This window comes from Kribbella endophytica (assembly GCF_054781295.1).
Genome location: NZ_BAAGUR010000003.1, coordinates 656,827 through 678,909, shown reverse-complemented (window position 1 = coordinate 678,909; position 22,083 = coordinate 656,827). Strand labels below are relative to the sequence as shown.

The window sequence follows — 22,083 nt, the reverse complement described above, 5'->3', positions numbered from 1 at the left end:
ACTAACGGATCTGCCGGGCCACCTCGGGGTCGACCGTCGTACCGCGAAGGATCCCGGCGAGGGCCTCCACGCCGTCCACCAGACGGGGGCCGGGACGCGCGAAGTAGCCGTTCGCGTCGACAGCCCACACCGGTACGTCGGGCAGCAGGCCTTGGTCGATCAGGTCCTTCCCCAGGCGCACTGAGTCGTCCAGCCCGAAGCCGCAGGGCGCCACCACGACAACCTCAGGCCGAGCGGCAGCAACAGCCGGCCAGGTCGTCCGCCCGGAGCGCAGCCCAGCGGACCCCAGCACGCTCACTCCACCGGCAACTTCCACCATCTCCGGAATCCAGTGGCCGGGAGCGAAAGGCGGATCGGTCCACTCCAGAACCAACATCTTCTGTCCTGTGTGAGGTTGCTTTTGTACTTCCGACAGCCTGTGACGGAGATCTTCTACCAACTGAGTAGACGGGCGACCGATTGCCTGGGCGATCTGGTCGATGGACTCCAGGACCTCGGTGAGGTCGTGGGGGTCGGTCGTGACGACCTTCGCCTGACAGCCGAGGTAGGACAGCGCCTCTTCCACGTCGTCGACGTCGATGGCGCAGACGGCGCACAGGTCCTGGGTGATGACGAGGTCCGGGTCGATCGCGCGAAGGGCGTCGCGGTCGAGCTTGTAGAGGTCCTCGCCGGCGGCGGTCCGCTCACGGACGGCGGCGTCGATCTGCGCCGGCGTGAGGCCGGCGGGGAGGTTGGTGGTCGAGACGATCCGCCGCTCGCGGGCCGCCGCGGGGTAGTCGCACTCGAACGTCACGCCCTGGACCTCGTCCCCGGCGCCCAGCGCGAAGCAGATCTCGGTCGCCGACGGCAGCAGCGAGACGATGTTCACCGGGCCGAGGGTATACGTGGTGCACGGTGGACCCGGATTTCCGGTCTGGGCGGGGTGGTGGGTAGACTGTTTTGGTTGCCTCGGCGAGGGACGCCCCCCGACTGCGCTTGATGTCGAAGTGCTCGACTCGGTGAGAAGTGCTAGGCGGGCGCGGCTCCGTGATCGACGCGGTGGTTCGTTGCCTGACGCCTTTTCCGGAGTCAAGACGTGCCCGCTGAGGCTCTGCAACCGGTTCCACCACCAGTCAACAGATCACCGCAACAAGCTTGAGGGAGTTCATCTCGTGGCCGAGGTCAAGATCCAAGCCGAGTCGCGCACGGAGTTCGGCAAGGGTGCTGCCCGCCGAATCCGCCGGGAAAGCAAGGTCCCCGCCGTTCTGTACGGCCATGGCACGGACCCGGTGCACATCACGCTGCCCGGTCACGACACCATGCTGGCCCTGAAGACCGCCAACGCCCTGCTGCTGATCGAGGTCGAGGGCAGCGAGAGCCTGCTGGCCCTGCCGAAGCAGGTTCAGCGCGACGCGATCAAGGGCTTCATCGAGCACGTCGACCTGGTCATCGTCAAGCGCGGTGAGAAGGTCCAGGTCGACATCGCCGTGCACCTCGAGGGCGAGGCCGTCAGCGAGACCCTGGTCGTGCTGGAGAACGCCAGCATCCTGGTCGAGGCCGAGGCGACCCACATCCCCGACGGCGTCACCGTGTCGATCGAGGGCCTGGACGCCGGCGCCCAGATCCACGCGTCCGACCTGAAGCTGCCCGCGGGCACCACGCTGGCCGTCGAGCCGGACACGCTGATCGTCAACATCACCGCCGCCGCGACCGCCGAGCAGCTGGACGCCGAGCTGTCCGAGGCCGAGGCCGAAGCCGGCATCGAGAAGGACGAGGCGGATGCTCCCGCCGAGGAGCCGGTCGCCGCCGCTGCGGAGTAAGTAGTACGCCGTACAGGCAACGAACAGGAGAGGGCCGGGAGATCCGTGGCGGACGACGTGTGGTTGGTCGTCGGGCTGGGGAATCCCGGCCCTTCCTATGCCAAGACGCGGCACAACGTCGGCCAGATGGTGGTCGACGAGCTGGCCGGCCGCGTCGGTGGCGGCTGGAAACAGCACAAGCAGGCCAAGGCCGAGGTGATCGAGACCCGGCTCAGCGGGTACCGGACGATCCTGGCCAAGCCGCGCTCGTTCATGAACGAGTCGGGCGGACCGGTCTCCGGGCTGCTCAAGTTCTTCAAGGTCGAGCCGGTCAACCTGGTCGCCGTGCACGACGAGCTGGACATCGACTTCGCCGCGCTGCGGCTCAAGTTCGGTGGCGGCGACAACGGGCACAACGGCCTGAAGTCGATCCGCAAGTCGGTTGGCACCGGTGACTACCATCGAGTGCGGTTCGGGGTCGGGCGTCCGCCCGGCCGGCAGAGCCCGGCGGACTTCGTGCTGAACGAGTTCTCCAGCACCGAGCGCAAGGACCTCCCGTTCGAGCTCGACCGCACCGCCGACGCCATCGAGTCATTGCTCGCTGACGGCCTCGAAGTGACCCAAGGGAAGTACAACTCGTGAAACTGGCCGGTCTGGTCGACACCCTCGTCACCGATCCGGTGGTCGCCGACGCGATCGGTGACGCCCGCAAGGACATCCGCACCGCCGGCGTCGCGACGCTCGACCTGAGCGCGCCCGGCTCGATCCGTCCTGTCCTGCTGGCCGCGCTCGCGTCCCAGCGGCTCGGCGCCGACCGCCCGGTGCTCGCGGTCACCGCGACGTTCCGCGAGGCCGAGGAGCTGACCGAGGCGCTGCAGTGCCTGGTCGAGCCCGGCTCGGTCGCCTACTACCCGGCCTGGGAGACGCTGCCGCACGAGCGGCTGTCGCCCCGGTCCGACACCGTCGGCCGGCGGCTCGCCGTACTGCGACGTCTGGTGCACCCGGACCCGTCCGACGAGACGACCGGGCCGATCAAGATCCTGGTCGCGCCGGTCCGGTCCGTGCTGCAGCCGCAGGTCGCCGGTCTGGCCGACCTGCGCCCGGTCCAGCTGCACGTCGGCGACTCCATGGAGCTGGAGGACGTGATCGCCCGGCTCGCCGGTGCGGCGTACAGCCGGGTCGACCTGGTCGAGCGGCGTGGTGAGTTCGCGGTCCGCGGCGGCATCATCGACGTCTTCCCGCCGACCGAGGAGCACCCGCTGCGGGTCGACTTCTTCGGCGACGACGTCGAGGAGATCCGGTACTTCGCGGTCGCCGACCAGCGCTCGCTCGAGATCGCCGAGCACGGCCTGTGGGCTCCTCCCTGCCGCGAGCTGCTGCTGACCGACGAGGTGCGCGCCCGCGCCGGCGTACTGGCCAAGGAGCACCCGGAGCTGGCCGAGCTGTTCGAGAAGCTCGCCGAGGGTCACGCGGTCGAGGGGATGGAGTCGCTCGCGCCCGTCCTCGTCGACCACATGGAGCTGCTGGTCGACCTGATGCCGGAAGGCACCCACGTCGTCGTCAGCGACCCCGAGCGGGTTCGCGCCCGCGCGCACGACCTGGTCGCGACCAGCCAGGAGTTCCTGGAGGCGTCCTGGGCAGCGGCTGCCGGGGGAGGCGAGGCGCCGATCGACCTGGGCGCCGCGGCGTACATGTCGCTGGCCGACGTACGGACCCAGGCGCTCGATCGCGGGCTGGCCTGGTGGAGCCTGTCGCCGTTCGCGGCCGCGCCGACCGACGAGCCCGAGCTGCGCGACTCGATGGGCACGCGGGTCTCGTTCGACATCGACACCGACTCGGGTGCCGTTCGCAGCCGGCAGATCGCGGCCCACGAGGTCGATCCGTACCGCGGTGAGACCGCGGCCGCCGTCGAGGACGTGCGCGGCTGGCTGCGGGACGGCTGGCGGGTCGTCTGCGTCACCGAGGGCCACGGCCCGGCCCAGCGGCTGGCCGAGGTGTTCTCCGAGGCGGAGCTGCCGGCCCGGACCGTCGACTCGATCGACGGCATCCCCGAGCCGGGCGTCGTACTGATCTCCCAGGGCGCGCTCGAGCACGGGTTCATTGCCGAAGGCATCAAGTTCGCGGTGCTCACCGAGAACGACCTGGCCGGGCAGCGCTCGGCGGCCGGACGCCGTTCCCAGCAACGGATGCCGAGCCGCCGGAAGAAGACCGTCGACCCGCTGGAGCTCGCTCCGGGCGACTTCGTCGTGCACGAGCAGCACGGCGTCGGCCGGTACGTCGAGATGATGCAGCGCACGGTCGGCACGGGGACCCAGCGGACCACCCGCGAGTACGTCGTGATCGAGTTCGCGCCGAGCAAGCGCGGTCAACCCGGCGACCGCCTGTTCGTGCCGACCGACCAGCTCGACCAGGTCACCCGGTACGTCGGTGGCGAGCAGCCCACGCTCGACAAGATGGGCGGCGGCGACTGGGCCAAGCGCAAGGGCCGCGCGCGCAAGGCGGTCCGCCAGATCGCCGGCGAGCTGATCAAGCTGTACGCCGCGCGCCAGGCGACCAAGGGGCACGCGTTCGCCAAGGACACCCCCTGGCAGCGCGAGCTCGAGGACGCGTTCCCGTTCGTCGAGACGCCGGACCAGCTGGCCACGATCGACGACGTCAAGCACGACATGGAACGCGTCATGCCGATGGACCGGATCGTCTGTGGCGACGTCGGCTACGGCAAGACCGAGATCGCCGTCCGGGCCGCGTTCAAGGCGGTCCAGGACGGCAAGCAGGTCGCCATCCTGGTGCCGACCACGCTGCTGGTCCAGCAGCACTACGCGACCTTCGCCGAGCGGTACGCCGCGTTCCCGGTGAACGTCGCGCCGCTGTCGCGGTTCCAGACCGACAAGGAGTCCAAGGCCACGATCGACGGGCTGGCCGACGGCTCGGTCGATGTGGTGATCGGGACGCACCGCCTGTTCAGCGGCGAGGTCGCGTTCAAGGATCTCGGCCTGGTCGTGGTCGACGAGGAGCAGCGCTTCGGGGTCGAGCACAAGGAGCAGCTCAAGCGGCTCCGTACGGCGGTCGACGTACTGACGATGTCGGCGACACCGATCCCGCGCACGCTGGAGATGTCGATCACCGGCATCCGCGAGATGTCCACGATCGCGACCCCGCCGGAGGAGCGCCACCCGGTGCTGACCTTCGTCGGCGCGTACGAGGAAGGCCAGGTCACCGCCGCGATCCGGCGCGAGCTGCTCCGCGAGGGCCAGGTCTTCGTCGTGCACAACCGGGTCAACACGATCGAGAAGGCCGCCGCCCGGATCCGTCAACTGGTGCCCGAGGCTCGGGTGAGTGTCGCGCACGGCCAGATGAACGAGCACACCCTGGAGAACGTGATCCAGGGCTTCTGGGAGAAGCAGTCCGACGTCATCGTCTGTACGACGATCGTCGAGTCCGGCATCGACATCTCGAACGCGAACACGATGATCGTCGAGCGCGCCGACCTGCTCGGCCTGTCCCAGCTGCACCAGCTCCGCGGCCGCGTCGGCCGAGGACGCGAGCGGGCGTACGCGTACTTCTTCTTCCCGCCGGAGAAGCCGCTCACCGAGACCGCGCACGACCGGCTCGCCACGATCGCGCAGCACGCCGATCTCGGCGGCGGTATGGCGGTGGCGATGAAGGACCTGGAGATCCGCGGCGCCGGCAACCTGCTCGGCGGCGAGCAGTCCGGGCACATCGCCGACGTCGGCTTCGACCTGTACGTCCGGCTGGTCGGCGAGGCCGTCGCGGAGTACCGCGGCGACACCCAGGCCGAGGAGCCCGAGGTCAAGATCGAGCTGCCGATCGACGCCCACCTGCCGCACGACTACGTGCCCTCGCAGCGGCTGCGGCTGGAGATGTACCAGCGGCTGGCCGCCGTACGGGACGAGGCCGGGATCGCGGAGCTGGTCGAGGAGCTGCACGACCGGTACGGCGACATCCCGCAGCCGGTGCTGAACCTGATCGAGGTGGCGAAGTTCCGCAACCACGCGCGGGTCGCGGGGCTGCACGACGTCACCCTGCAGGGCAATCTGATCCGGTTCGGGCCGGTCGAGCTGCCCGATTCCAAGGTCATGCGACTGAACAGGCTGTACCCGAAGAGTCTGGTCAAGCCGCAACTGCGTACGATCCTGGTGCCGAGACCTGCCACCCGGCCGGTCGCCGGTGAGCCGCTGCGCGACCAGGAGTTGCTGCAGTGGTGCGCCAGACTGATCGACGATGTTATTGCCGAGCCCGTGGGGGCGAAGGCCTGATGAGTTCCAGCTGGAGGAGAGTCCGTTGAGCAGAAAACTCGCACATGTGGCGGGTGCCGCGCTGGCTTCGGTACTGCTGCTCGGTGGTTGTGCCGCGGGGACGCACCCGGGTGCGGCCGCTGTGGTGGGCGGGACCGAGATCACCGTCGGCGACGTCGACGAGACCTCCCGCTCGGTCACCACCGCGCTCGGCCAGCCGTTCACCGCGTCGCTGGCGCTCAGCGAGCTGGTGAACAGCGCGCTGGTCCAGCAGGTCGCCAACCAGCGTTCGGTCACGGTCACCGACGCCGAACTCGCGCCCGCCATGAAGGCGGTCGTCGGCGATCAGGCGGCGTACGACAAGTTCGTCGCCGACCCGGTGGCCGAGGAGTTCCTGCGCGGCGTCGCGAAGGCGGCGGTCGGCACGATCAAGCTCGGCGGCGGCACCGGCATCACCGACCCGAACGTGCAGCAGGCCCAGCAGGCCGGCCTGGTCGTGGTGAAGGACGCCGCGAAGAACATCACGGTCGACGTCTCGCCGCGGTTCGGCAAGTGGACCGACGGCGCGATCGACGGCAAGGTGTCCGGCTCGCTGTCGGAGGAGTCCGCGCAGGCCAAGGCCAAGCGCGAGGCGGCCGAGCAGCAGCAACAGCAGCAACAGCAGCAGCAGCCCCAGGGCTGACCTTGATCAAGGTCGTACTGACGAGCCCGCGGGTCGCGCCGGGTCTGCTGACCCGCGCGGCCTGGCAGGCGTTCGAGCAGGCCGACGTGATCGGCGCTGCGGCCGGCGTGGAGAGCCCGTCGGTGCAGGCCGTGGTCGGCTCGGGGCTCGTCGTGGCGTCGGTCGAAGGTGGTGCGGACGCGCAGTGGTCGTGGCTGGTCGCGGCTGCGTCTGCGGGCCGGGCTGTGGCCTGGCTGGTGGGTGAGGACGGGGAGCCGGCGTTGCTGCGGCTCGTGGCCGACCAGCTCGCGCGGGAGCCGCGTCCGGCGTACGAGATCGAGATCTTGCACGGCTCGTACGACGTACCGGGCGCTCGGCTGATCGACCTGGTCCAGGTGATGGACCGGCTGCGCCGCAACTGCCCGTGGGACCAGGAGCAGACGCACGAGTCGCTGGCCAAGTACCTGCTCGAGGAGACGTACGAGACGCTCGAGGCGATCGACACCGGCGACTCGACGCATCTGCGGGAGGAACTCGGCGATCTGCTGCTCCAGGTCGCCTTCCACTCCCGGATCGCGGAGGAGGCTCTCGCGGATGAGGACGGTGACGACGGGCCGTGGTCGATCGACGACGTCGCGGCCGGGATCGTCGAGAAGCTGATCCGGCGGCACCCGCACGTGTTCGCGGACGTCGCTGTCGACGGCGTCGCCGACGTCGAGGCGAACTGGGAGACCATCAAGGCGGCCGAGAAGCAGCGGACATCGGTGCTGGAGGGCATTCCGGTGGCGCTGCCCGCTCTGGCGCTGGCCGACAAGGTGCTCTCGCGGGCTTCCAAGGTTCTTCCCGCTGTCGAGAATCCGGTCATCGACGAGGATGCCGTCGGCGCCGCGCTGCTCGACCTCGTCCGCCAGGCCCGGGCCGCCGGTGTCGACCCCGAGCAGGCGCTGCGCAACGCCGTACGGGAACTGGCCGAGGAGGTGCGGTCCGCGGAGACCGCCTGATCGCGCTTGACGCAACCGATTGGTTGCCATACCGTGGATAGCAACTGAAAGGTTGCTATCTATGATTCCTGATCGCATCGAACGCGTCCTCGAGCTCGACCACCCGCCGTCGAAGGTCTGGGCGGCCATCACCACGGCCGAGGGTCTCGGGACCTGGTTCGGCAAGCAGGCCTCGATCGACCTGCGGCCGGGCGGAGCGGCCCGGCTGTGGTGGCCCGACAACAGCATCGATCTCCGCGTGGAGCGCGTCGACGAGCCGTCGGTCTTCGCCTTCACCTGGCCGATCGACGGGCTGCCGGCCGAGGATCCGCGGCGGACGTACGTCGAGTTCAGCCTCGAGTCGGTCGGTGCCGGGACGCGGCTGACCGTGAGCGAGACCGGGTTCGCCCAGGCGCCGGACGGTACGGCGTACCGCGGGAACTCGGACGGCTGGGGGCGTGAGCTCGCCGAACTGGTCGAGTACCTCGATGCCGTCTGACGCCGAGGCGGCCGCCGAACGGGTCTTCGTCGCCCTCGCGGACCCGAGCCGCCGCCGCATCCTTGCCGAGCTGGCCGCTCGCGGACCCGCGACGGCCACCGAGCTGGCCGACCGGCTACCGATCACTCGGCAGGCGATCGCCAAACACCTCACCCTGCTGACCGAAGCGGGCCTGCTGATCGCCGAACCGGGCGAACGCCGCCGGATCCGCTACCGCCTCGACTCCGCCCCGATCCAGGTCGCCCAGCAGTTCCTCGCGGCCCTGGCGAACGACTGGGACGGCCGATTGGATGCCCTCCGCAAGTACCTCGACACCTAGGAAGTGATCACGATGTTCATGCCCACCTCACCCGTTATCGATGCCGCCCGCAACCAGTCCCGGTCCGCCCTGCCGGACGCGCCGGTCGTGTTCGAGACTCCGCGCCGGCGCCCCGTCGTACGCCATGCTGCTGCTCGGTTCCTGGCTGCCGTCGCGGTCCGGATCGATCCCGCGGTGCGTCCGGTCCTACTCGAGTCCTGAGCCGTCGAGCAGCGCGCGGAGTGCGTCTCGGTGGGCGTTGTAGGCCTTCTGGCCGGCGCGCGTCAGCTTGTACGTCGTCGTCGCGCCGCGCCCCCGCCCGTCCTTCGTCGAGCTGACGTAGCCGGCCGCCTCCAAGGCGGACATGTGCTTGGACAGGTCCGAGTCGGCGATCTCCAGGAAGTCCTTCAGGAACCGGAACGACGCCGTCGGCGCGTTCGCCAGCACAGCCATCGCGGCCAGCCGCTTCGGCGTGTGGATGACCGGGTCGAGCCCGCGGATCACGCCAGCCGCTCCTTGACCTTCGCCGCCGCCACGGCGTACTGGCGTTCGTAGATCACGAGCCCGACCGTCGCGAGCACGAATGCTGTCGCGGCTGCTGTTGGGATGCCGATCAGCCACCAGATGAGCCCGGTGATGAGGGCGGTTGCGGCCATCCCCGCGAAGTACCTGCGCCACATCGCACCGATCTCCGCCGGCGGCCGGCCGCGCCCCGGCATCGGCATCGCGCCGTGCCGCCGCTGCATCCACACGATGAACGCCAGCTCCAGCAGGATCAGCCCGACCAGCGACGCCGTGAACAGCGGCGCGTTCTCCCGCCACCAGGTGAACGTCCCGATCATTGCCGCCACCCACAGCCCGATGACAACCGAGTACCACCAGGGAGTCTTCGGATAATCGACGTACGGCGCCGCCTCGGCCCGCTCGAGCAACCGCAACTGCTCCTGCGCATCACTTTCCATGTCGGCAACCTTAGAGATCACTTTCCACTTTCGCAAGCAGAAAGCTTTCGACCTCCGCCCAGGTGCTGGTCGGGGGTGGCTGATCAGGTCGGCCGGTGGGCTCCGGAGATCACCGGCTCAGTGCTGCGACAACTCGCGCTGCCAGATGTTCGGCGTACTCGATGCTTCCTGGGTGTAGCCACCCCTCGTTGAGGGGCGGTGCGTCGCCGTTGTTCACCGCCATCTGACAGTCGAGGCAGGCCAGCCAGAGTGCCCGCATGTTCAGGATTCGGGGGAGCCTGTGGAGCTCGTCGTCGGTGAGTTCGACATGCTGGCGGTAGCCGCGCAGTACGGCGTCGATGTTGTCCGGGTTGCCTTCGGCCGTGGTCCTCAGGAGCCAGGCGAGTGCGGGGAGTCGCGGCCCGCGTCCGGAGCCTGCCCAGCCGACGATCGTGAGGCTGCCGGGGATGCCGACGGCGGCCCAGAGGTGGTAGTTGCCGTGGGTAAGCGCTTCGGGCAACCCTTCGGCGTCGTCAGCGGTCTCGACCTGCTCGCGCAGCCAGTCGAACTTCTCCCGGCCCTCGGGGGTCACCTTGTCCTCGACACGGACCAGAAAGCTCATCGCCGCGGCGAGATCCTGTTTCGGCCGGCCGGTGTAGAAGCCGCCGTCGGCCTCCTCTGCGCCCCCGTCTCGGGCGACCGCGCCACCTGCTGCGGGGAGTGCGTGCAATCGACCCAGCAGGTCGCCCAGTTCCTGTGCAACGTCGGCGGACTCGCTGCGACCGTGCTCGTCGGACGGGCGTCCGCCGTTGACGAACCGGGTCACGATCACGCCGCTGTCGTGGAACCGCGACACCGGATCGTCGTGCGCGATCCGTTCGGCGGGGAAGTCGTTCGCGGCCAGGAATCGCAGGATCTCCGCGTCGCCCTCGACGCGAGCGACCTGGTCCGCGGGTGACGAGAACACCCGGGCGATCCAGGGCGGGCCGTCTTCTCGCCGTACGAGCAACGTCGACTGGTAGTGGGCCGGCCACGAACCACGCGGCCGCGTGGCCGGGTCGTCGTCGATCGGTGCCAGCGAGCTGATCCGGATCCCGTACCGCGTCTCGAGGTGGGTCTTGAGATCGGAACGCTCGAACGGGCGGGTCTGCGCGAACGGCGATCTGTTGATCTGTTCCAGATCGGCGAGTGCCTGGGTGTACCGCTGCCCGGTCTCGCGGGCCCGTTGGCGGACGGCGCGTTTGAAACTGCCCTGCTTGGTCATGACAAGCCTCCTCGACATGTCTCCGTCCCCCAGCGACGCGACACTCGATACAGGCCTGGACACCAGCAGTTGGCCTTGAGGGCGGGTTCCCCTTCGCCCTCGTCAAGAACCCTGCTGGGGCAGGTCCTCAGGGGCTGGGCGTCGGCCGACGCCTGACCCCATCCTGCTAACGGTCGCGAAGCGATGTCAACAGCAGGTGGGCGCGCCGTTGCGATCAGCCGGTGGCAGAGGGTGACCGTACGCTGATGGGCAAGGACCCGTCCGTCCTTCTGCCTGGGGAGGCCCGCTGTGCCCAAGTTCCGTCGTACGACGTTGCTCCTGGCCCTGTCCGCCGTATTGGTCGGCCTGACCGCGTCACCAGCCGCGGCTGCACCGATCTACGCCGGCGGGTTCGAGCAACCGGCGATCTCTCCGGGGTTCAAGACCTTCCCCGCCGGCGCGCAGGTCGGCGGTTGGTCCGTCACGTCGGGCAGCGTCGATCTCGTCACGTACTGGCAGCAGACCGAGGGGCGCCAGTCCCTCGACCTCAACGGCAACGGCAACGGCTCGATCGAGCGCAGCGTGCCCGCGCAGCTCCTCACGACGTACAAGGTCACGTACGCCGTGGCGGCCAACACCGAAGGCCCGCCGGCCCTCAAGACCGGCAAGGTCACGGTCAACGGGCACCAGGTGGACACGATCGCCGTCGACACCGCCGGCCGGAGCAACCAGAACATGGGCTGGGTCTACCGCACCTTCTACTTCACGAACCTGCTGTCGAGCTCCTCGGTCCTCGCCTTCGCCGGAACCTCCGGGACCATCTGGGGCGCCGTGATCGACGACGTCAAGGTGGAGAGCTGTCTGCTGATCCTGTGCCCGGCCTCAGCTTCCACCGTCAACCGAATCACCTGAGGTCGCAGGCACGCCCTCGGCCAGTAGGTCCTGGAGTAGGCGACCGAGCTGTGGCGGAAAGACTGTCTCGGTCGTTTCGACCAACTCCGCGGCGTGCCACCACCGGAACCCCAAGATGCTCTCGGCTTCGTACTCGGACAGCTCAGCCGGTTCGGGGTCGAAATGCTCGACTGCGTGCATCAGCCACTTCTCGTGCACGTCCATGACGCGGCCGTTGAACTCGTAGGTGTGATCGCGTTGCCAGACGAGCCGGCCGGGCGGCAGGGTGACCAGGCCGGTCTCTTCGAAGGCCTCACGAGCTGCGGCCTCCTGCAGAGTCTCCCCGGGCTCGACGCCTCCGCCCACGGGGTACCAGCACTTCGCGTGCGTCTGCGGGTCCTGGGCGTGGATGAGCAGGAGGCGTTCACTTTCATCGAGCAGGAGCAGCTTCACTGCGAGTCTCGCCACGGCCTCTCAGAACTCCAACATCTGGTGATACCAGCTCTCTCGTCAGTCCTGGGCTGTCGGTGATTCCAATGCGCCGCCCAGCGCTTCCGTGAGCGAGCGGCGAAGCCTGTCCTGCTCCGCCGGGGGGAGTGCTCGCAGCAGCGTCGTCTCCATCGCGCGGATGTCCTCCTGGGTGGCGCGGACCAGCGCGGAGCCGCTGTCGGTGAGGCTCACGATGCGGCGGCGGCGGTCGGTGGGGTCGACGTCACGAACGATCAGGCCGCGTTCGGCCAGTTCGTCGAGGTGGCGGATCAAGCGGGTCGGATCGCGCCGGCTCTTGCGGGCGAGGTCGTTCTGGCTCAGCCCCGGCTCGTCCGCGATCGACACCAGGACGACGTACTCCCACATCGTCAGTTCGCGAGCGCTCAGGATCGGGGCCTCGCGCTCGACGACCACTTCCAGCAGACGGCTGAGCACGGCGCCGAGATCACTCGTCAAAAGGACTCCTCTCCCATCTATCTACCGTGGTAGATTATCTACCCAGGTACATCAATTTGAAGCTCGTCAGAAGGAGTCAAACCTATGGGAACCCGGTTCGGAATGATCGTCGTCTACGCGCGCGATCTCCGGAAATCGATCGACTTCTACCGCCTCCTCGGGCTCGACGTGCCCGATCCGCTTCCCGAGCGGCCGGTCTCGATCTACAGGATGGACAACGGCGTCACCATGATCATCACCGTCGACGAGACCGCTCTGCGTTTCGACCCGACGTGGACCCGCCCCGAGGGCGCCGGATACCAGCAGGTCGTGGAGTTCTTCGTCGACGACGACGCAGCCGTCGATGCCGTGTGGGACAAGGTCACCTCCGCCGGCTACAGCGGACGCACGGCCCCGGGACATCTCCTCGGCCCCTACGCGACGCTGGTCGAAGACCCGGACGGCAACGTCGTACTCGTCACCAACGAACCCGCGACGGCCTGAACAGGGTTGTCAGTCCTGGTCAGTTGGTCCTGACCCTCGGCGGGGACGTGACCCGGCGGTCAAGGTGGCGATGAAAACGCCGAAGAAGACGCTGCTGATCACAGCTCCAAGGATCGAATCCGGCGCGAACGAGGGAGCCAGGGCTCTGAAGATCAGAGTGATGACGAAGAACAAGCCACCGTTGACCAGCACGAGAAGCCACCAGGGAGCCTTCGTCATCAGGTAGTCGCGCATACCCAAGTTGTAGCTTGAGCGGGGGTCGGAGCTTCGCCGGAACTAGCCTGCAAAACCATTGGTGAACCGGCTCGCTCCGTTGGTGTACTGATGGGCGACCGTGAGTCTGCCCCGTGTCGGAGGTAGTTGTTGTGACGAGCTATAACGCGCTTGCCGAGGTGTACGAGTGGCTCATCTCGGATGCGAAGCTGGCGCCGGCCGAGTTCGCTGCGTCGTTCGACGACGTCCTCAGTCTCCTGCCTCCGAACGCTCACGTCCTCGATTGTTCGTGCGGAACCGGACAGTTGGCGGTCGGCCTCGCCGGTCGTGGCCTGCAGGTGGTCGCAACTGACGCCAGCGAAGAGATGGTTCGTCGTACGGCGGAGTTGGCTGAGGAATTCAGCGCACCTGTCCGGACAGTGCGGGCGGACTGGCAAGAGTTGCCTGACCATTTCGACGACGACACCTTCGACATGGTGTTCTGTGTCGGCAACTCGCTGCACCATGCCGTGGGCGCGAGCGGCAGGGTTGCTGCCCTGCAGTCGATGTCACGGCTTCTGCGCCCCGGCGGGCGCTTGGTACTCACCTCCCGCACCTGGGAACTCGTGAGGGCCAGAGGTTCCCGGCTGGACATCAGCGACCGTCTTGTCCGCCGCAACGGGCGCGATGCCGTCGTGATCTACCGCTGGGAGATCGCGTCACAGTGGGAGGAGGAGCACCACATCGAGATCGCGATCGCGCAAGTTGATGCGGCTGGGCCGGTTCATGTCCGCTCGGAACTGCTGTCGTGCTGGCCCTACCGGTACGACGAACTCGTCGCCGAGCTGCACCAGGTCGGACTCCGGACGGAAACGAACACGTACAACCCTGAGGCCGAGAACTACATGGTGGTGGCGAGCAAGGTCTAGACAGCGGGCTCACAGTCCCTGGCCGTCGCAGGAGGCTTGCGCCCTTTCATCGGCAGGTGAATGCGCTTCTGGGTCCACCTTCGGAGCTGCAGACCCGAAACTACCTGTGCTTCGACGCCAGCCTCAGCCACAGCGTGGTCACCGCGCGCCAGCGTGCACTCGCGGGCGGTAGCCCGTCACTCGCCGGCGCCAGCCGGCAAGTGCCTGCGCCAAGCAGGCAGCCTCCGCCGGCGCCAAGCCGGAGGGTGGGCGGGAGTCGTGCGTAGCTGCTGCCTGGAGGAGCGCAGCGACGGAAGGCGGCTGCGGAGCACGCGTGGGAAGAAGACCGCGTGACACAGGTAAAGGTGTGTTGCTGACGGGGCAGCGGATGTGTGGATGGGATCGTTGGAGGTGACGCGGTCCACCCTGTCTGCTGGTCTGACCGTTAGGCTCGGCGGTGATCCGTCATCTGAAGACTTGGGAGTAGATGTGGCCACCATCGAGGCCGTCGGCGCCCGCGAGATTCTCGACTCGCGCGGGAACCCCACTGTCGAGGTCGAGGTTCTCCTCGACGACGACACCGTCGCCCGGGCTGCAGTGCCGTCCGGCGCGTCCACCGGGCAGTTCGAGGCCGTCGAGCTTCGCGACGGCGACAAGTCCCGGTACGGCGGTAAGGGCGTCCTGAAGGCCGTCACCGCCATTCTCGAGGACATCGACAAGGAGATCGTCGGGTACGACGTCCACGAGCAGCGGCTGATCGACCAGGCCCTGCTCGACCTGGACGGCACCCCGAACAAGGCCAAGCTCGGCGCGAACGCCATCCTCGGCGTCAGCCTGGCGGTCGCCAAGGCCGCCGCCGACTCGGCCGGCCTGCCGCTGTTCCGGTACGTCGGAGGCCCGAACGCGCACGTCCTGCCGGTGCCGATGATGAACATCCTGAACGGCGGTGCGCACGCCGACAGCAACGTCGACGTGCAGGAGTTCATGATCGCGCCGATCGGCGCCGCGACGTACGCGGAGGCCCTCATGCAGGGCGCCGGCGTCTACCACGCGCTGAAGGCGGTCCTGAAGGAGCGCGGTCTGTCCACCGGCCTCGGCGACGAGGGCGGCTTCGCGCCGAACCTGGCCAGCAACCGTGAGGCGCTCGACCTGATCGCCGTCGCGGTGGAGAAGGCCGGCCTGAAGCTCGGCACCGACATCGCGCTGGCGATGGACGTCGCCGCGAGCGAGTTCCACACCGACGGCGTGTACGCCTTCGAGGGCGGCAAGAAGTCGGCCGACGAGATGATCGCGTACTACGCCGAACTGGTGGCGGCGTACCCGATCGTGTCGATCGAGGACCCGCTGAACGAGGAGGACTGGGAGGGCTGGAAGAACCTCAGCGCCCAGCTCGGTGACAAGACCCAGATCGTCGGCGACGACCTGTTCGTCACCAACGTCGAGCGGCTGCAGCGCGGCATCACCGAGAAGTCGGCGAACTCGCTGCTGGTCAAGGTCAACCAGATCGGCTCGCTCAGCGAGACCCTGGACGCCGTCGACCTGGCGCACCGCAACGGCTTCACCTGCATGATGTCGCACCGCTCCGGCGAGACCGAGGACACCACGATCGCCGACCTCGCCGTCGCGACCAACTGCGGCCAGATCAAGTCCGGCGCCCCGGCGCGCTCGGACCGCACCGCGAAGTACAACCAGCTGCTCCGGATCGAGGAGGAGCTGGACGACGCGGCCCGGTACGCCGGCCGCTCGGCCTTCCCGCGGTTCCAGGGCTGATCTGATGTCGTCCCGCCGGGATTCCGGTGCCCGACCCGGCTCGCGTCCGTCGAGCCGGACCCAGTCGCGGCCACCGGTCCGGCGGGACGGCACCCAGCCCAAACGCCGTACGGCGGGAGCGCCGCCCCCGCCGCCCAGGACGCGCGGTTCGCGCAACCTGACCGGCCGGGCCGCGGTGGTCCTGCTCGTGCTCGGCGCGCTGATCGTGTCGTACGCGCAGAGCCTGCGGGTGTGGTTCGACCAGCACCAGCAGATCACCGCGCTGCAGCAGGAGATCCGCGACCGCGAGAAGCGCGTCGACCAGCTGAACGACGAGATCGCCCGCTGGGACGACGACGCGTACGTCCGGGCGCAGGCCCGGCAGCGACTCGGCTGGGTGATGCCGGGTGAGGTCGGGTACCGGGTGATCGGAGCCGACGGGAAACCGATCGGCGCTCCTCCGGAGCCGGTCGGACCGGCCGACGCGGAGGCCGACGTGCAGCAGCCGACCTGGTACACCAAGCTCTGGGGCAGCGTCGAAGGCGCCGGCAAACCCGCCGTACCGGTGAAACCGCCGGCGACGAAACCGACCCCGAAGCCCATCCTGACCCCCTCGCCGAAGGCCAACCGTTGAGCGTCACCCCCGAAGACACCGCCGCCGTCAGCGCCCAGCTGGGGCGTGAGGCGCGTGGCATCCGTTCCATCGCGCACCGCTGCTCGTGCGGTCTCCCCGACGTGGTCGAGACCGAGCCGCGGCTGCCGGACGGTACGCCGTTCCCGACGACGTACTACGTGACGTGCCCGCGGCTCGCGTCCGCGATCGGCACGCTCGAGGCCGAGGGCATGATGAAGGAGATGACCGAGCGCCTCGGCACGGACGAGGAGCTGGCGGCGTCGTACCGGGCCGCCCACGAGTCGTACCTGGCGCACCGCGAGTCGATCGAGCACGTCGAGGAGATCGCCGGCATCACCGCGGGCGGCATGCCGACGCGGGTCAAGTGCTTGCATGTGCTGATCGGTCACTCGCTGGCCGCCGGGCCTGGCGTGAACCCGCTGGGTGACGAGGCCCTGAAGTCCCTGGAGGACTGGGGCCGCCGAGGTCCTTGTGTCTGACCAGCCGGGGTCGGAGGACGCTGGTACGCCGGAGTCGGGGGAGTCGCCGGAGTTGGCCGGGGGAGCTGCCGTGACGTCGTCGGCTGCTGCGCCGAGCGCGTCGGGCGCCCCGACCTCGCCGGTTCAGCCGGAGGACCTGTCCGGTCAGCCCGACGTGATCGGTTCGGCCGAGGCGATGGGGCGGAGCCCCGAAATCGACTTCCCGGCCCCCGCGGCCGGCGCTGTCCGCGTCGCAGCCGTTGACTGCGGCACCAATTCGCTCCGACTGCTGATCGCGGATGTTGCCGACGGCAAGCTGACCGAGCTCGACCGGCGGATGACCGTCGTACGGCTCGGTCAGGGCGTCGACTCCACCGGCGCCTTCGCTCCCGAGGCTCTTGAGCGAGCCTTCGCGGCGTCCGACGAGTACGCAGCGCTCGTACGCCGGGCAGGCGCCGAGCGGATCCGCTTCGTCGCGACCTCGGCCGCGCGCGACGTGAGCAACCGCGACGAGTTCTTCGCCGGGATCCGCGAACGCTTCGGCGTCGACCCGGACATCATCTCCGGCGACGAGGAGGCGGCGCTCAGCTTCCAGGGCGCGACCGCGGGCCTCGCCGACCTCGACGTACCGGGCCCGTACCTCGTCGCCGACATCGGCGGCGGCTCCACCGAGCTCGTCCTCGGCGACGAGTCCGGCGTGATCGCGGCGCAGTCGCTCGACATGGGCTCGGTCCGGATGACCGAGCGCCACCTGCCGTCCGACCCGTCGACGATCCCCGAGATGGCCGCCGCGACCAAGGACGTCGACGACCTGCTCGACTCCACGACGGTTCCGTTGCATCAGGCCCGCACTCTGATCGGCGTCGCCGGGACCGTCACGACGGTTGCGGCCGTGGCGCTGAAGCTCACCGAGTACGACCCCACGGTCATCCACCACGCTCGGATCGAAGGCCCGCTGCTGCTCGACACGACGTCCTGGCTGATGGGCTCGACCCGCGTCCAGCGCACGGTCGAGCCGGCCATCCACCCGGGCCGCGTCGACGTGATCGGCGCCGGTGCGCTGATCCTGCAACGCCTGTACGACCGGCTCACGCTGACCCGCGACGAGGTCGTCGTCTCCGAGCACGACATCCTCGACGGCGTCGCCCTGGCCCTCGGCCGCTGATGACTTCGGTCGCGGTCGTCGGAGCCGGCCGGATCGGCACTCCGCTGATCGAGCGATTGGTTGCCGCAGGCCACGAGGTCGTCGGTACCGACCTCCGCCCTGATCGCCGCCCAGCCGTTGAAGCAGCCGGCGCCCGCTGGTCGCCGGACCTCTCCAACGCCGAGGTCGTCCTGACCGTCCTGCCCGGCACGCCTGAACTGGAAGCCCTTGTCCAGGGCCCCTTTCTCACCGAGCTGAGCCCTGGCACACTCTGGATCGACCTCACGAGCGCATCCCCTGAGCTGGGCAAGGCCGCGGCCCAAATCGCTGCAATTGCAGGGGTTTCCTACCTGGAATCCCCGCTGGGCGGTGGAATCGACGGCATGCGCTCAGGCACCCTCACCCTGTACGCCGGAGGCGCTCCCGAGGTGCTCGAGGCCGCGACCCCCATCCTCCGCACCTTCGCGACCACCATCCACCACACCGGCGACCACGGCACGGGCTACCTCACCAAGCTCCTCATCAACCTCCTGTGGTTCGGCCAAGCCACCCTCACCACCGAAGCCCTCCTCCTGGCCCAAAACCACGGCCAGTCCCCGGCCGCTTTCGCCGAAATCCTGAAAGGCAGCGCCGGCGACAGCGCCTTCGCCCAGCGCCACCTGCCCGCGCTCCTGGCCGGGAACTACCTCCCCGACTTCGGCCTCGACCGCTGCGTCGAGGAACTCAACGCGGTCGAAAACGCAGCCCCGGTAGGCCTCCCGCACCCCATCACCACCGCCGTGGCAGACCTCCACCGAGCCGCCCTCGACCACTTCGGCCCGATCGACGGCGAACTACTCGGCCCCGCCTGGCTCGAAGAACAGGCCGGCTCACGCCTTTCGGGCTAGCAGGGAAAACGAGTTCGGCAGTTGCCCTTCCCAGACAGCAGCCTCCTGCCCGACCGGCTTCCAGAACGGCTCCGCATACTCCTCGAGCACCCGAATCTCCAGCCCCGCCGCGACAACAGCCGTGATGATCTGCCCGAGCGTCCACTGCCACTCCTGCGCACCGTTCGCCGGAAACGTGTCGTTGATATGCGACGCCGCGAAGTAGCTCCGATCAGACCGAATCCCGGCCTTCTCCTCGTCCCACACCCACAGCGGAACCGCCGGATGCGCCTCGTACACGAACAAGTGCCCACCAGGCTTCAGCAGCGTCGACACGCCCCGCGCCCAAGCATCGATGTCCCGCATCCAGATCAGCGCGCCCTTGCCCGTGTAGACCAGATCAGCCACCCCCGGTTTCAACGGAACCCCAGGCACTTCGGCCGCCACGTAGTACGCCGGTACGCCGAGCTCCCGCGCCCGCCGCTGAGCCGCCGACGCCGCGGTCACGCTGTAGTCGACCGCCACAACCCGACTCGCTCCTGCGGCAACCAGGTCCACGTCGTCCAGGCCGTGCCCGCTCTGCAGATGCACGACGACAGGCCGCTCCCGCAGTACCGGCTCGAGCAGTCTCAGCTCGTCAGCGTTCAGCGACTCGTGCCGCGACGCCTCCGCCAGCAGTTCGTCGTACTCGCGCACATGCTTCTGAGAGGCCTGTTCCCACACAACTCTGTTCCGCGCGACATCTGTGTCCACGCCGCCGATCATCCCCTGTGGGCCGCGGGCGAGACCACTGCTTTCCTGGGTCAGACTGGTTATCCATGAGGGTCCTGCTGCGAGTCAAGCCGGGTGCATCGCGGACCTTGGTCGGTGGTCTGTACGACGGTCCCGCGGGTCCGGCGCTGGTCGTTGCCGTGGCCGCCCGCGCGGTGGAGGGTCAGGCGACGAAGGCTGTGCTGCTCGCTGTTGCCGCGGCTTTCGGCGTACGGCGGTCGGCCGTGACTCTTGTGCGTGGCGCAACCAGCCGCGACAAGGTGGTCGACATCGAGGGACCCGAGCCCGACCTTCGCTCCAGGCTCGACGAACTGCTCAGCTGACTTTAGGTGTGTACGCCGTCCAGCGCGATCTTGAGGACGCGCTCGCGTTGCGCGTCGTCGACGAAACCGGCGGCGGTCAGGCCGCTGACCATGCGGAGCAGGTCGTCGAAGGCGATGTCCGTCCGGGCCTCGCCGGCCGCCTGGGCGCGCTCGAACAGCGGCGTCCCGGCGGCGTACATCGCCTCACGCGCCGTCGAGAACATCTCGGAGTCGCGGTTGAGCGCCTCGATGATCGCGCGCTTCGTCGCGGCGTACTGGACGAAGCGGGCGAGCCACGTCGTCAGTGCCTCCCACGGCGGCAGCTCCGCGACGTCGTCGGCGGCGGCGCACAGCTCTTCGACCTCGCCGAAGTAGACCGCCTCGAAGAGGTCCTGGCGGGTGGGGAAGTTGCGGTACAGCGTGCCGATGCCGACGCCGGCGCGGCGGGCGATCTCCTCCAGCGAGGCGCCGGTGCCCTGCTCGGCGAAGGCTTCGCGGGCGGCGGTCAGCAGGGCGTCGAAGTTGCGGCGCGCGTCGGCCCGCTGCGGGCGCTTCACCGCGGCGGCCAGGCCGCTGCGTGGAGTCTGAGTCACCTCGATCACCTTAATCGACTAGAAACGGAGGGGTACCTCCGTTATAGTGGAGGCATGCCTCAACTTTACCATCGGAAGACGACGTCTCCACGCGTGACGCTGGCGGTGCTGGCGAGCGTCGTGGCCGCGTTCTCGATGCTGCAGTCGCTGGTGACCCCGGCGCTGCCTGTGATGCAACACGACCTGCACACCTCGGCGAGCACCGTCACCTGGGTGTTCACGGCCCTGCTCCTCTCGGTCTCGGTGGCGACCCCGCTGCTCGGCCGGATCGGCGACATGGTCGGCAAGGAACGCACCCTGCTGATCGGGCTGGTCGCCCTCGCGGTCGGCTGTCTGCTCGCCGCGCTCGCGCCCAACATCGGCGTACTGATCGCCGCTCGCGTGATCCAGGGTCTCGGCGGCGCGGTGTTCCCGCTGTCGTTCGGCATCATCCGCGACGAGTTCCCCGCCGAGCGCGTCCCGTCAGTCGTCGGCATCGTGTCGGCCGTCATCGCCGCCGGCGGTGGCCTCGGCATCGTGCTGGCCGGCCCGATCGTCGAGGCGCTCGGCTGGCGCTGGCTGTTCTGGATCCCGCTGATCGTCGTCACGATCGCGGGCTTTCTTGTACGCCGGTACGTGCCGGAGTCGCCCAACCGCGTTCCCGGCCGAATCGACTGGCTGGCCGCCGCGCTCCTGTCCAGCTGGCTGATCGCGCTCTTGCTGCCGCTGAGCATGGGCCGTTCGTGGGGCTGGGCCTCGGTCCAGACCATCGGGCTGTTCGCCGCGGCCGTCGTACTGGCCGCTGGCTGGATCACCGTCGAGCTGCGCTCCAAGAACCCGCTGATCGACATGCGCATGATGCGCATCCCCGCCGTCTGGACCACCAACCTGGTGGCCCTCCTCTTCGGCGCCGCGATGTTCGCGGTCTACGCCTTCGTCCCGCAGTTCCTTCAGATCCCCAAAGCAGCAGGCTTCGGCTTCGGCTCCACGGTCACCCAGGCCGGCCTGCTGATGCTCCCCATGCTCGTCACCATGGCCGTAGCCGGCTCCCTCAGCGGCCCGATGGCTCCCCGCTTCTCGGTCAAAGCCCAAGTCATCTGGGGCTCCTTCCTCAGCCTGATCGCCTCGGTCCTCTTCGCGTCCTTCCACGACGCGACCTGGCAGGTAGCCCTCTCCACCGCCATCTTCGGCCTGGGCCTGGGCCTCGCCTACGCGTCGATGACCAGCCTCATCGTCCAGAACGTCCCCCGAGAACAAACCGGCGCCGCCACCGGCATGAACGCCAACATCCGCACCATCGGCGGCTCCCTCGGCACCGCGATCGCCAGCTCGATCATCACCGCCCACATCCAGCCGTCCGGGTTGCCAGCAGAAGCAGGCTTCACCGACACCTTCATCCTGCTATCCGCCTTCTCCGCAGTAGCCGTGTTGCTGGCCTTCGCCATCCCTGCCGTGCGTCGCGCCCAGCCCGCAGCCCCCGACCCGCTCTTGGAGGAGCTGGTTAGGTAGTGC

At 68.8% G+C, this 22,083-nt stretch carries 27 protein-coding genes; 18 read left to right on the top strand and 9 right to left on the bottom strand.

Features of this window, described 5'->3' with window-relative positions:
- Position 1 precedes the first annotated feature (1 nt).
- The gene (locus ACYVIO_RS29525) at positions 2-868 is read right to left on the bottom strand and encodes a cobalamin-binding protein (protein WP_460654182.1); all 867 of its coding nucleotides are present in this window, start codon (positions 866-868) and stop codon (positions 2-4) included.
- A gap of 283 nt (positions 869-1,151) precedes the next feature.
- Here ACYVIO_RS29525 and ACYVIO_RS29520 point away from each other — a divergent pair, with 283 nt between their 5' ends.
- The 8 genes from ACYVIO_RS29520 to ACYVIO_RS29485 all read left to right on the top strand — a co-directional run bounded on the left by ACYVIO_RS29520 (position 1,152) and on the right by ACYVIO_RS29485 (position 8,694).
- Positions 1,152-1,799, top strand: coding sequence for a 50S ribosomal protein L25/general stress protein Ctc (locus tag ACYVIO_RS29520; protein WP_460654181.1), 648 nt, complete (start codon positions 1,152-1,154; stop codon positions 1,797-1,799).
- Between the two features lie 45 nt (positions 1,800-1,844).
- Positions 1,845-2,420, top strand: a complete 576-nt coding sequence (gene pth / locus ACYVIO_RS29515; RefSeq protein ID WP_460654180.1) for an aminoacyl-tRNA hydrolase — start codon at positions 1,845-1,847, stop codon at positions 2,418-2,420.
- Positions 2,417-6,055 carry a transcription-repair coupling factor gene (gene mfd, locus ACYVIO_RS29510; protein ID WP_460654179.1) on the top strand — a complete coding sequence of 1,213 codons (3,639 nt, stop codon included), beginning with the start codon at positions 2,417-2,419 and terminating at the stop codon, positions 6,053-6,055. The genes pth and mfd overlap by 4 nt, the downstream gene beginning before the upstream one ends.
- Positions 6,056-6,080: 25 nt before the next feature.
- The gene (locus tag ACYVIO_RS29505) at positions 6,081-6,716 is read left to right on the top strand and encodes a SurA N-terminal domain-containing protein (protein WP_460654178.1); all 636 of its coding nucleotides are present in this window, start codon (positions 6,081-6,083) and stop codon (positions 6,714-6,716) included.
- Positions 6,717-6,718: 2 nt separating this feature from the next.
- The gene (locus tag ACYVIO_RS29500) at positions 6,719-7,696 is read left to right on the top strand and encodes a nucleoside triphosphate pyrophosphohydrolase (RefSeq protein ID WP_460654177.1); all 978 of its coding nucleotides are present in this window, start codon (positions 6,719-6,721) and stop codon (positions 7,694-7,696) included.
- A gap of 61 nt (positions 7,697-7,757) precedes the next feature.
- Complete coding sequence (locus ACYVIO_RS29495) at positions 7,758-8,174, top strand: SRPBCC domain-containing protein (protein WP_460654176.1); 417 nt, start codon at positions 7,758-7,760, stop codon at positions 8,172-8,174.
- Positions 8,164-8,493 carry an ArsR/SmtB family transcription factor gene (locus ACYVIO_RS29490; RefSeq protein WP_460654175.1) on the top strand — a complete coding sequence of 110 codons (330 nt, stop codon included), beginning with the start codon at positions 8,164-8,166 and terminating at the stop codon, positions 8,491-8,493. Before ACYVIO_RS29495 ends, ACYVIO_RS29490 begins: the two co-directional genes overlap by 11 nt.
- Positions 8,494-8,505: 12 nt before the next feature.
- The gene (locus ACYVIO_RS29485; protein ID WP_460654174.1) at positions 8,506-8,694 is read left to right on the top strand and encodes a hypothetical protein; all 189 of its coding nucleotides are present in this window, start codon (positions 8,506-8,508) and stop codon (positions 8,692-8,694) included.
- Here ACYVIO_RS29485 and ACYVIO_RS29480 read toward each other — a convergent pair.
- From ACYVIO_RS29480 to ACYVIO_RS29470, 3 genes are all read right to left on the bottom strand, one after another.
- Positions 8,680-8,976 (bottom strand): transcriptional regulator, encoded by a 297-nt coding sequence (locus ACYVIO_RS29480; protein ID WP_460654173.1) that lies wholly within the window; start codon positions 8,974-8,976, stop codon positions 8,680-8,682. The two genes, ACYVIO_RS29485 and ACYVIO_RS29480, sit on opposite strands and share 15 nt — an antisense overlap.
- Positions 8,973-9,434 carry a hypothetical protein gene (locus tag ACYVIO_RS29475; RefSeq protein WP_460654172.1) on the bottom strand — a complete coding sequence of 154 codons (462 nt, stop codon included), beginning with the start codon at positions 9,432-9,434 and terminating at the stop codon, positions 8,973-8,975. The genes ACYVIO_RS29480 and ACYVIO_RS29475 overlap by 4 nt, the downstream gene beginning before the upstream one ends.
- Positions 9,435-9,543: 109 nt before the next feature.
- Positions 9,544-10,677, bottom strand: coding sequence for a phosphotransferase enzyme family protein (locus tag ACYVIO_RS29470; RefSeq protein ID WP_460654171.1), 1,134 nt, complete (start codon positions 10,675-10,677; stop codon positions 9,544-9,546).
- Positions 10,678-10,965: 288 nt separating this feature from the next.
- Between ACYVIO_RS29470 and ACYVIO_RS29465 the strand changes: the two genes are divergently transcribed.
- Positions 10,966-11,568 (top strand): DUF642 domain-containing protein, encoded by a 603-nt coding sequence (locus ACYVIO_RS29465; protein ID WP_460654170.1) that lies wholly within the window; start codon positions 10,966-10,968, stop codon positions 11,566-11,568.
- Here ACYVIO_RS29465 and ACYVIO_RS29460 read toward each other — a convergent pair.
- The gene (locus tag ACYVIO_RS29460) at positions 11,539-12,015 is read right to left on the bottom strand and encodes an NUDIX domain-containing protein (RefSeq protein ID WP_460654169.1); all 477 of its coding nucleotides are present in this window, start codon (positions 12,013-12,015) and stop codon (positions 11,539-11,541) included. The two genes, ACYVIO_RS29465 and ACYVIO_RS29460, sit on opposite strands and share 30 nt — an antisense overlap.
- A 42-nt stretch (positions 12,016-12,057) precedes the next feature.
- Positions 12,058-12,492 carry a MarR family winged helix-turn-helix transcriptional regulator gene (locus ACYVIO_RS29455; RefSeq protein ID WP_460654168.1) on the bottom strand — a complete coding sequence of 145 codons (435 nt, stop codon included), beginning with the start codon at positions 12,490-12,492 and terminating at the stop codon, positions 12,058-12,060.
- 84 nt (positions 12,493-12,576) lie between these two features.
- Between ACYVIO_RS29455 and ACYVIO_RS29450 the strand changes: the two genes are divergently transcribed.
- Positions 12,577-12,975: a VOC family protein gene (locus ACYVIO_RS29450; protein ID WP_460654167.1), complete on the top strand. Its 399-nt coding sequence runs from the start codon at positions 12,577-12,579 to the stop codon at positions 12,973-12,975.
- A gap of 9 nt (positions 12,976-12,984) precedes the next feature.
- Here ACYVIO_RS29450 and ACYVIO_RS29445 read toward each other — a convergent pair whose 3' ends face one another.
- Positions 12,985-13,209, bottom strand: a complete 225-nt coding sequence (locus tag ACYVIO_RS29445) for a hypothetical protein (protein WP_460654166.1) — start codon at positions 13,207-13,209, stop codon at positions 12,985-12,987.
- Positions 13,210-13,340: 131 nt separating this feature from the next.
- Here ACYVIO_RS29445 and ACYVIO_RS29440 point away from each other — a divergent pair, with 131 nt between their 5' ends.
- From ACYVIO_RS29440 to ACYVIO_RS29415, 6 genes are all read left to right on the top strand, one after another.
- Entirely contained in the window at positions 13,341-14,096 is a 756-nt protein-coding gene (locus ACYVIO_RS29440) for a class I SAM-dependent methyltransferase (protein WP_460654165.1), read from the top strand.
- Positions 14,097-14,564: 468 nt separating this feature from the next.
- Positions 14,565-15,845 carry a phosphopyruvate hydratase gene (eno, locus tag ACYVIO_RS29435; RefSeq protein WP_425834300.1) on the top strand — a complete coding sequence of 427 codons (1,281 nt, stop codon included), beginning with the start codon at positions 14,565-14,567 and terminating at the stop codon, positions 15,843-15,845.
- A gap of 4 nt (positions 15,846-15,849) precedes the next feature.
- Positions 15,850-16,458 (top strand): FtsB family cell division protein, encoded by a 609-nt coding sequence (locus ACYVIO_RS29430; RefSeq protein WP_460654164.1) that lies wholly within the window; start codon positions 15,850-15,852, stop codon positions 16,456-16,458.
- Positions 16,455-16,937: a DUF501 domain-containing protein gene (locus tag ACYVIO_RS29425; RefSeq protein WP_460654163.1), complete on the top strand. Its 483-nt coding sequence runs from the start codon at positions 16,455-16,457 to the stop codon at positions 16,935-16,937. The genes ACYVIO_RS29430 and ACYVIO_RS29425 overlap by 4 nt, the downstream gene beginning before the upstream one ends.
- On the top strand, positions 16,930-18,081 hold the full coding sequence (locus tag ACYVIO_RS29420; protein ID WP_460654162.1) for a Ppx/GppA phosphatase family protein: 1,152 nt from the start codon (positions 16,930-16,932) through the stop codon (positions 18,079-18,081). The genes ACYVIO_RS29425 and ACYVIO_RS29420 overlap by 8 nt, the downstream gene beginning before the upstream one ends.
- Positions 18,081-18,947 (top strand): NAD(P)-dependent oxidoreductase, encoded by an 867-nt coding sequence (locus ACYVIO_RS29415; RefSeq protein WP_460654161.1) that lies wholly within the window; start codon positions 18,081-18,083, stop codon positions 18,945-18,947. The genes ACYVIO_RS29420 and ACYVIO_RS29415 overlap by 1 nt, the downstream gene beginning before the upstream one ends.
- Here the strand turns inward: ACYVIO_RS29415 and ACYVIO_RS29410 are convergent.
- Positions 18,930-19,679 carry a class I SAM-dependent methyltransferase gene (locus tag ACYVIO_RS29410; RefSeq protein WP_460654160.1) on the bottom strand — a complete coding sequence of 250 codons (750 nt, stop codon included), beginning with the start codon at positions 19,677-19,679 and terminating at the stop codon, positions 18,930-18,932. The genes ACYVIO_RS29415 and ACYVIO_RS29410 overlap by 18 nt on opposite strands.
- Positions 19,680-19,744: 65 nt before the next feature.
- On the opposite strand from ACYVIO_RS29410, the gene ACYVIO_RS29405 reads away from it, so the two are divergent.
- Entirely contained in the window at positions 19,745-20,020 is a 276-nt protein-coding gene (locus ACYVIO_RS29405; protein WP_460654159.1) for a DUF167 domain-containing protein, read from the top strand.
- Positions 20,021-20,022: 2 nt separating this feature from the next.
- Here ACYVIO_RS29405 and ACYVIO_RS29400 read toward each other — a convergent pair whose 3' ends face one another.
- Complete coding sequence (locus ACYVIO_RS29400) at positions 20,023-20,592, bottom strand: TetR/AcrR family transcriptional regulator (RefSeq protein WP_460654158.1); 570 nt, start codon at positions 20,590-20,592, stop codon at positions 20,023-20,025.
- A 54-nt stretch (positions 20,593-20,646) separates the two neighbouring features.
- On the opposite strand from ACYVIO_RS29400, the gene ACYVIO_RS29395 reads away from it, so the two are divergent.
- Positions 20,647-22,080: an MFS transporter gene (locus ACYVIO_RS29395; protein WP_460654157.1), complete on the top strand. Its 1,434-nt coding sequence runs from the start codon at positions 20,647-20,649 to the stop codon at positions 22,078-22,080.
- Positions 22,081-22,083: the final 3 nt, after the last annotated feature.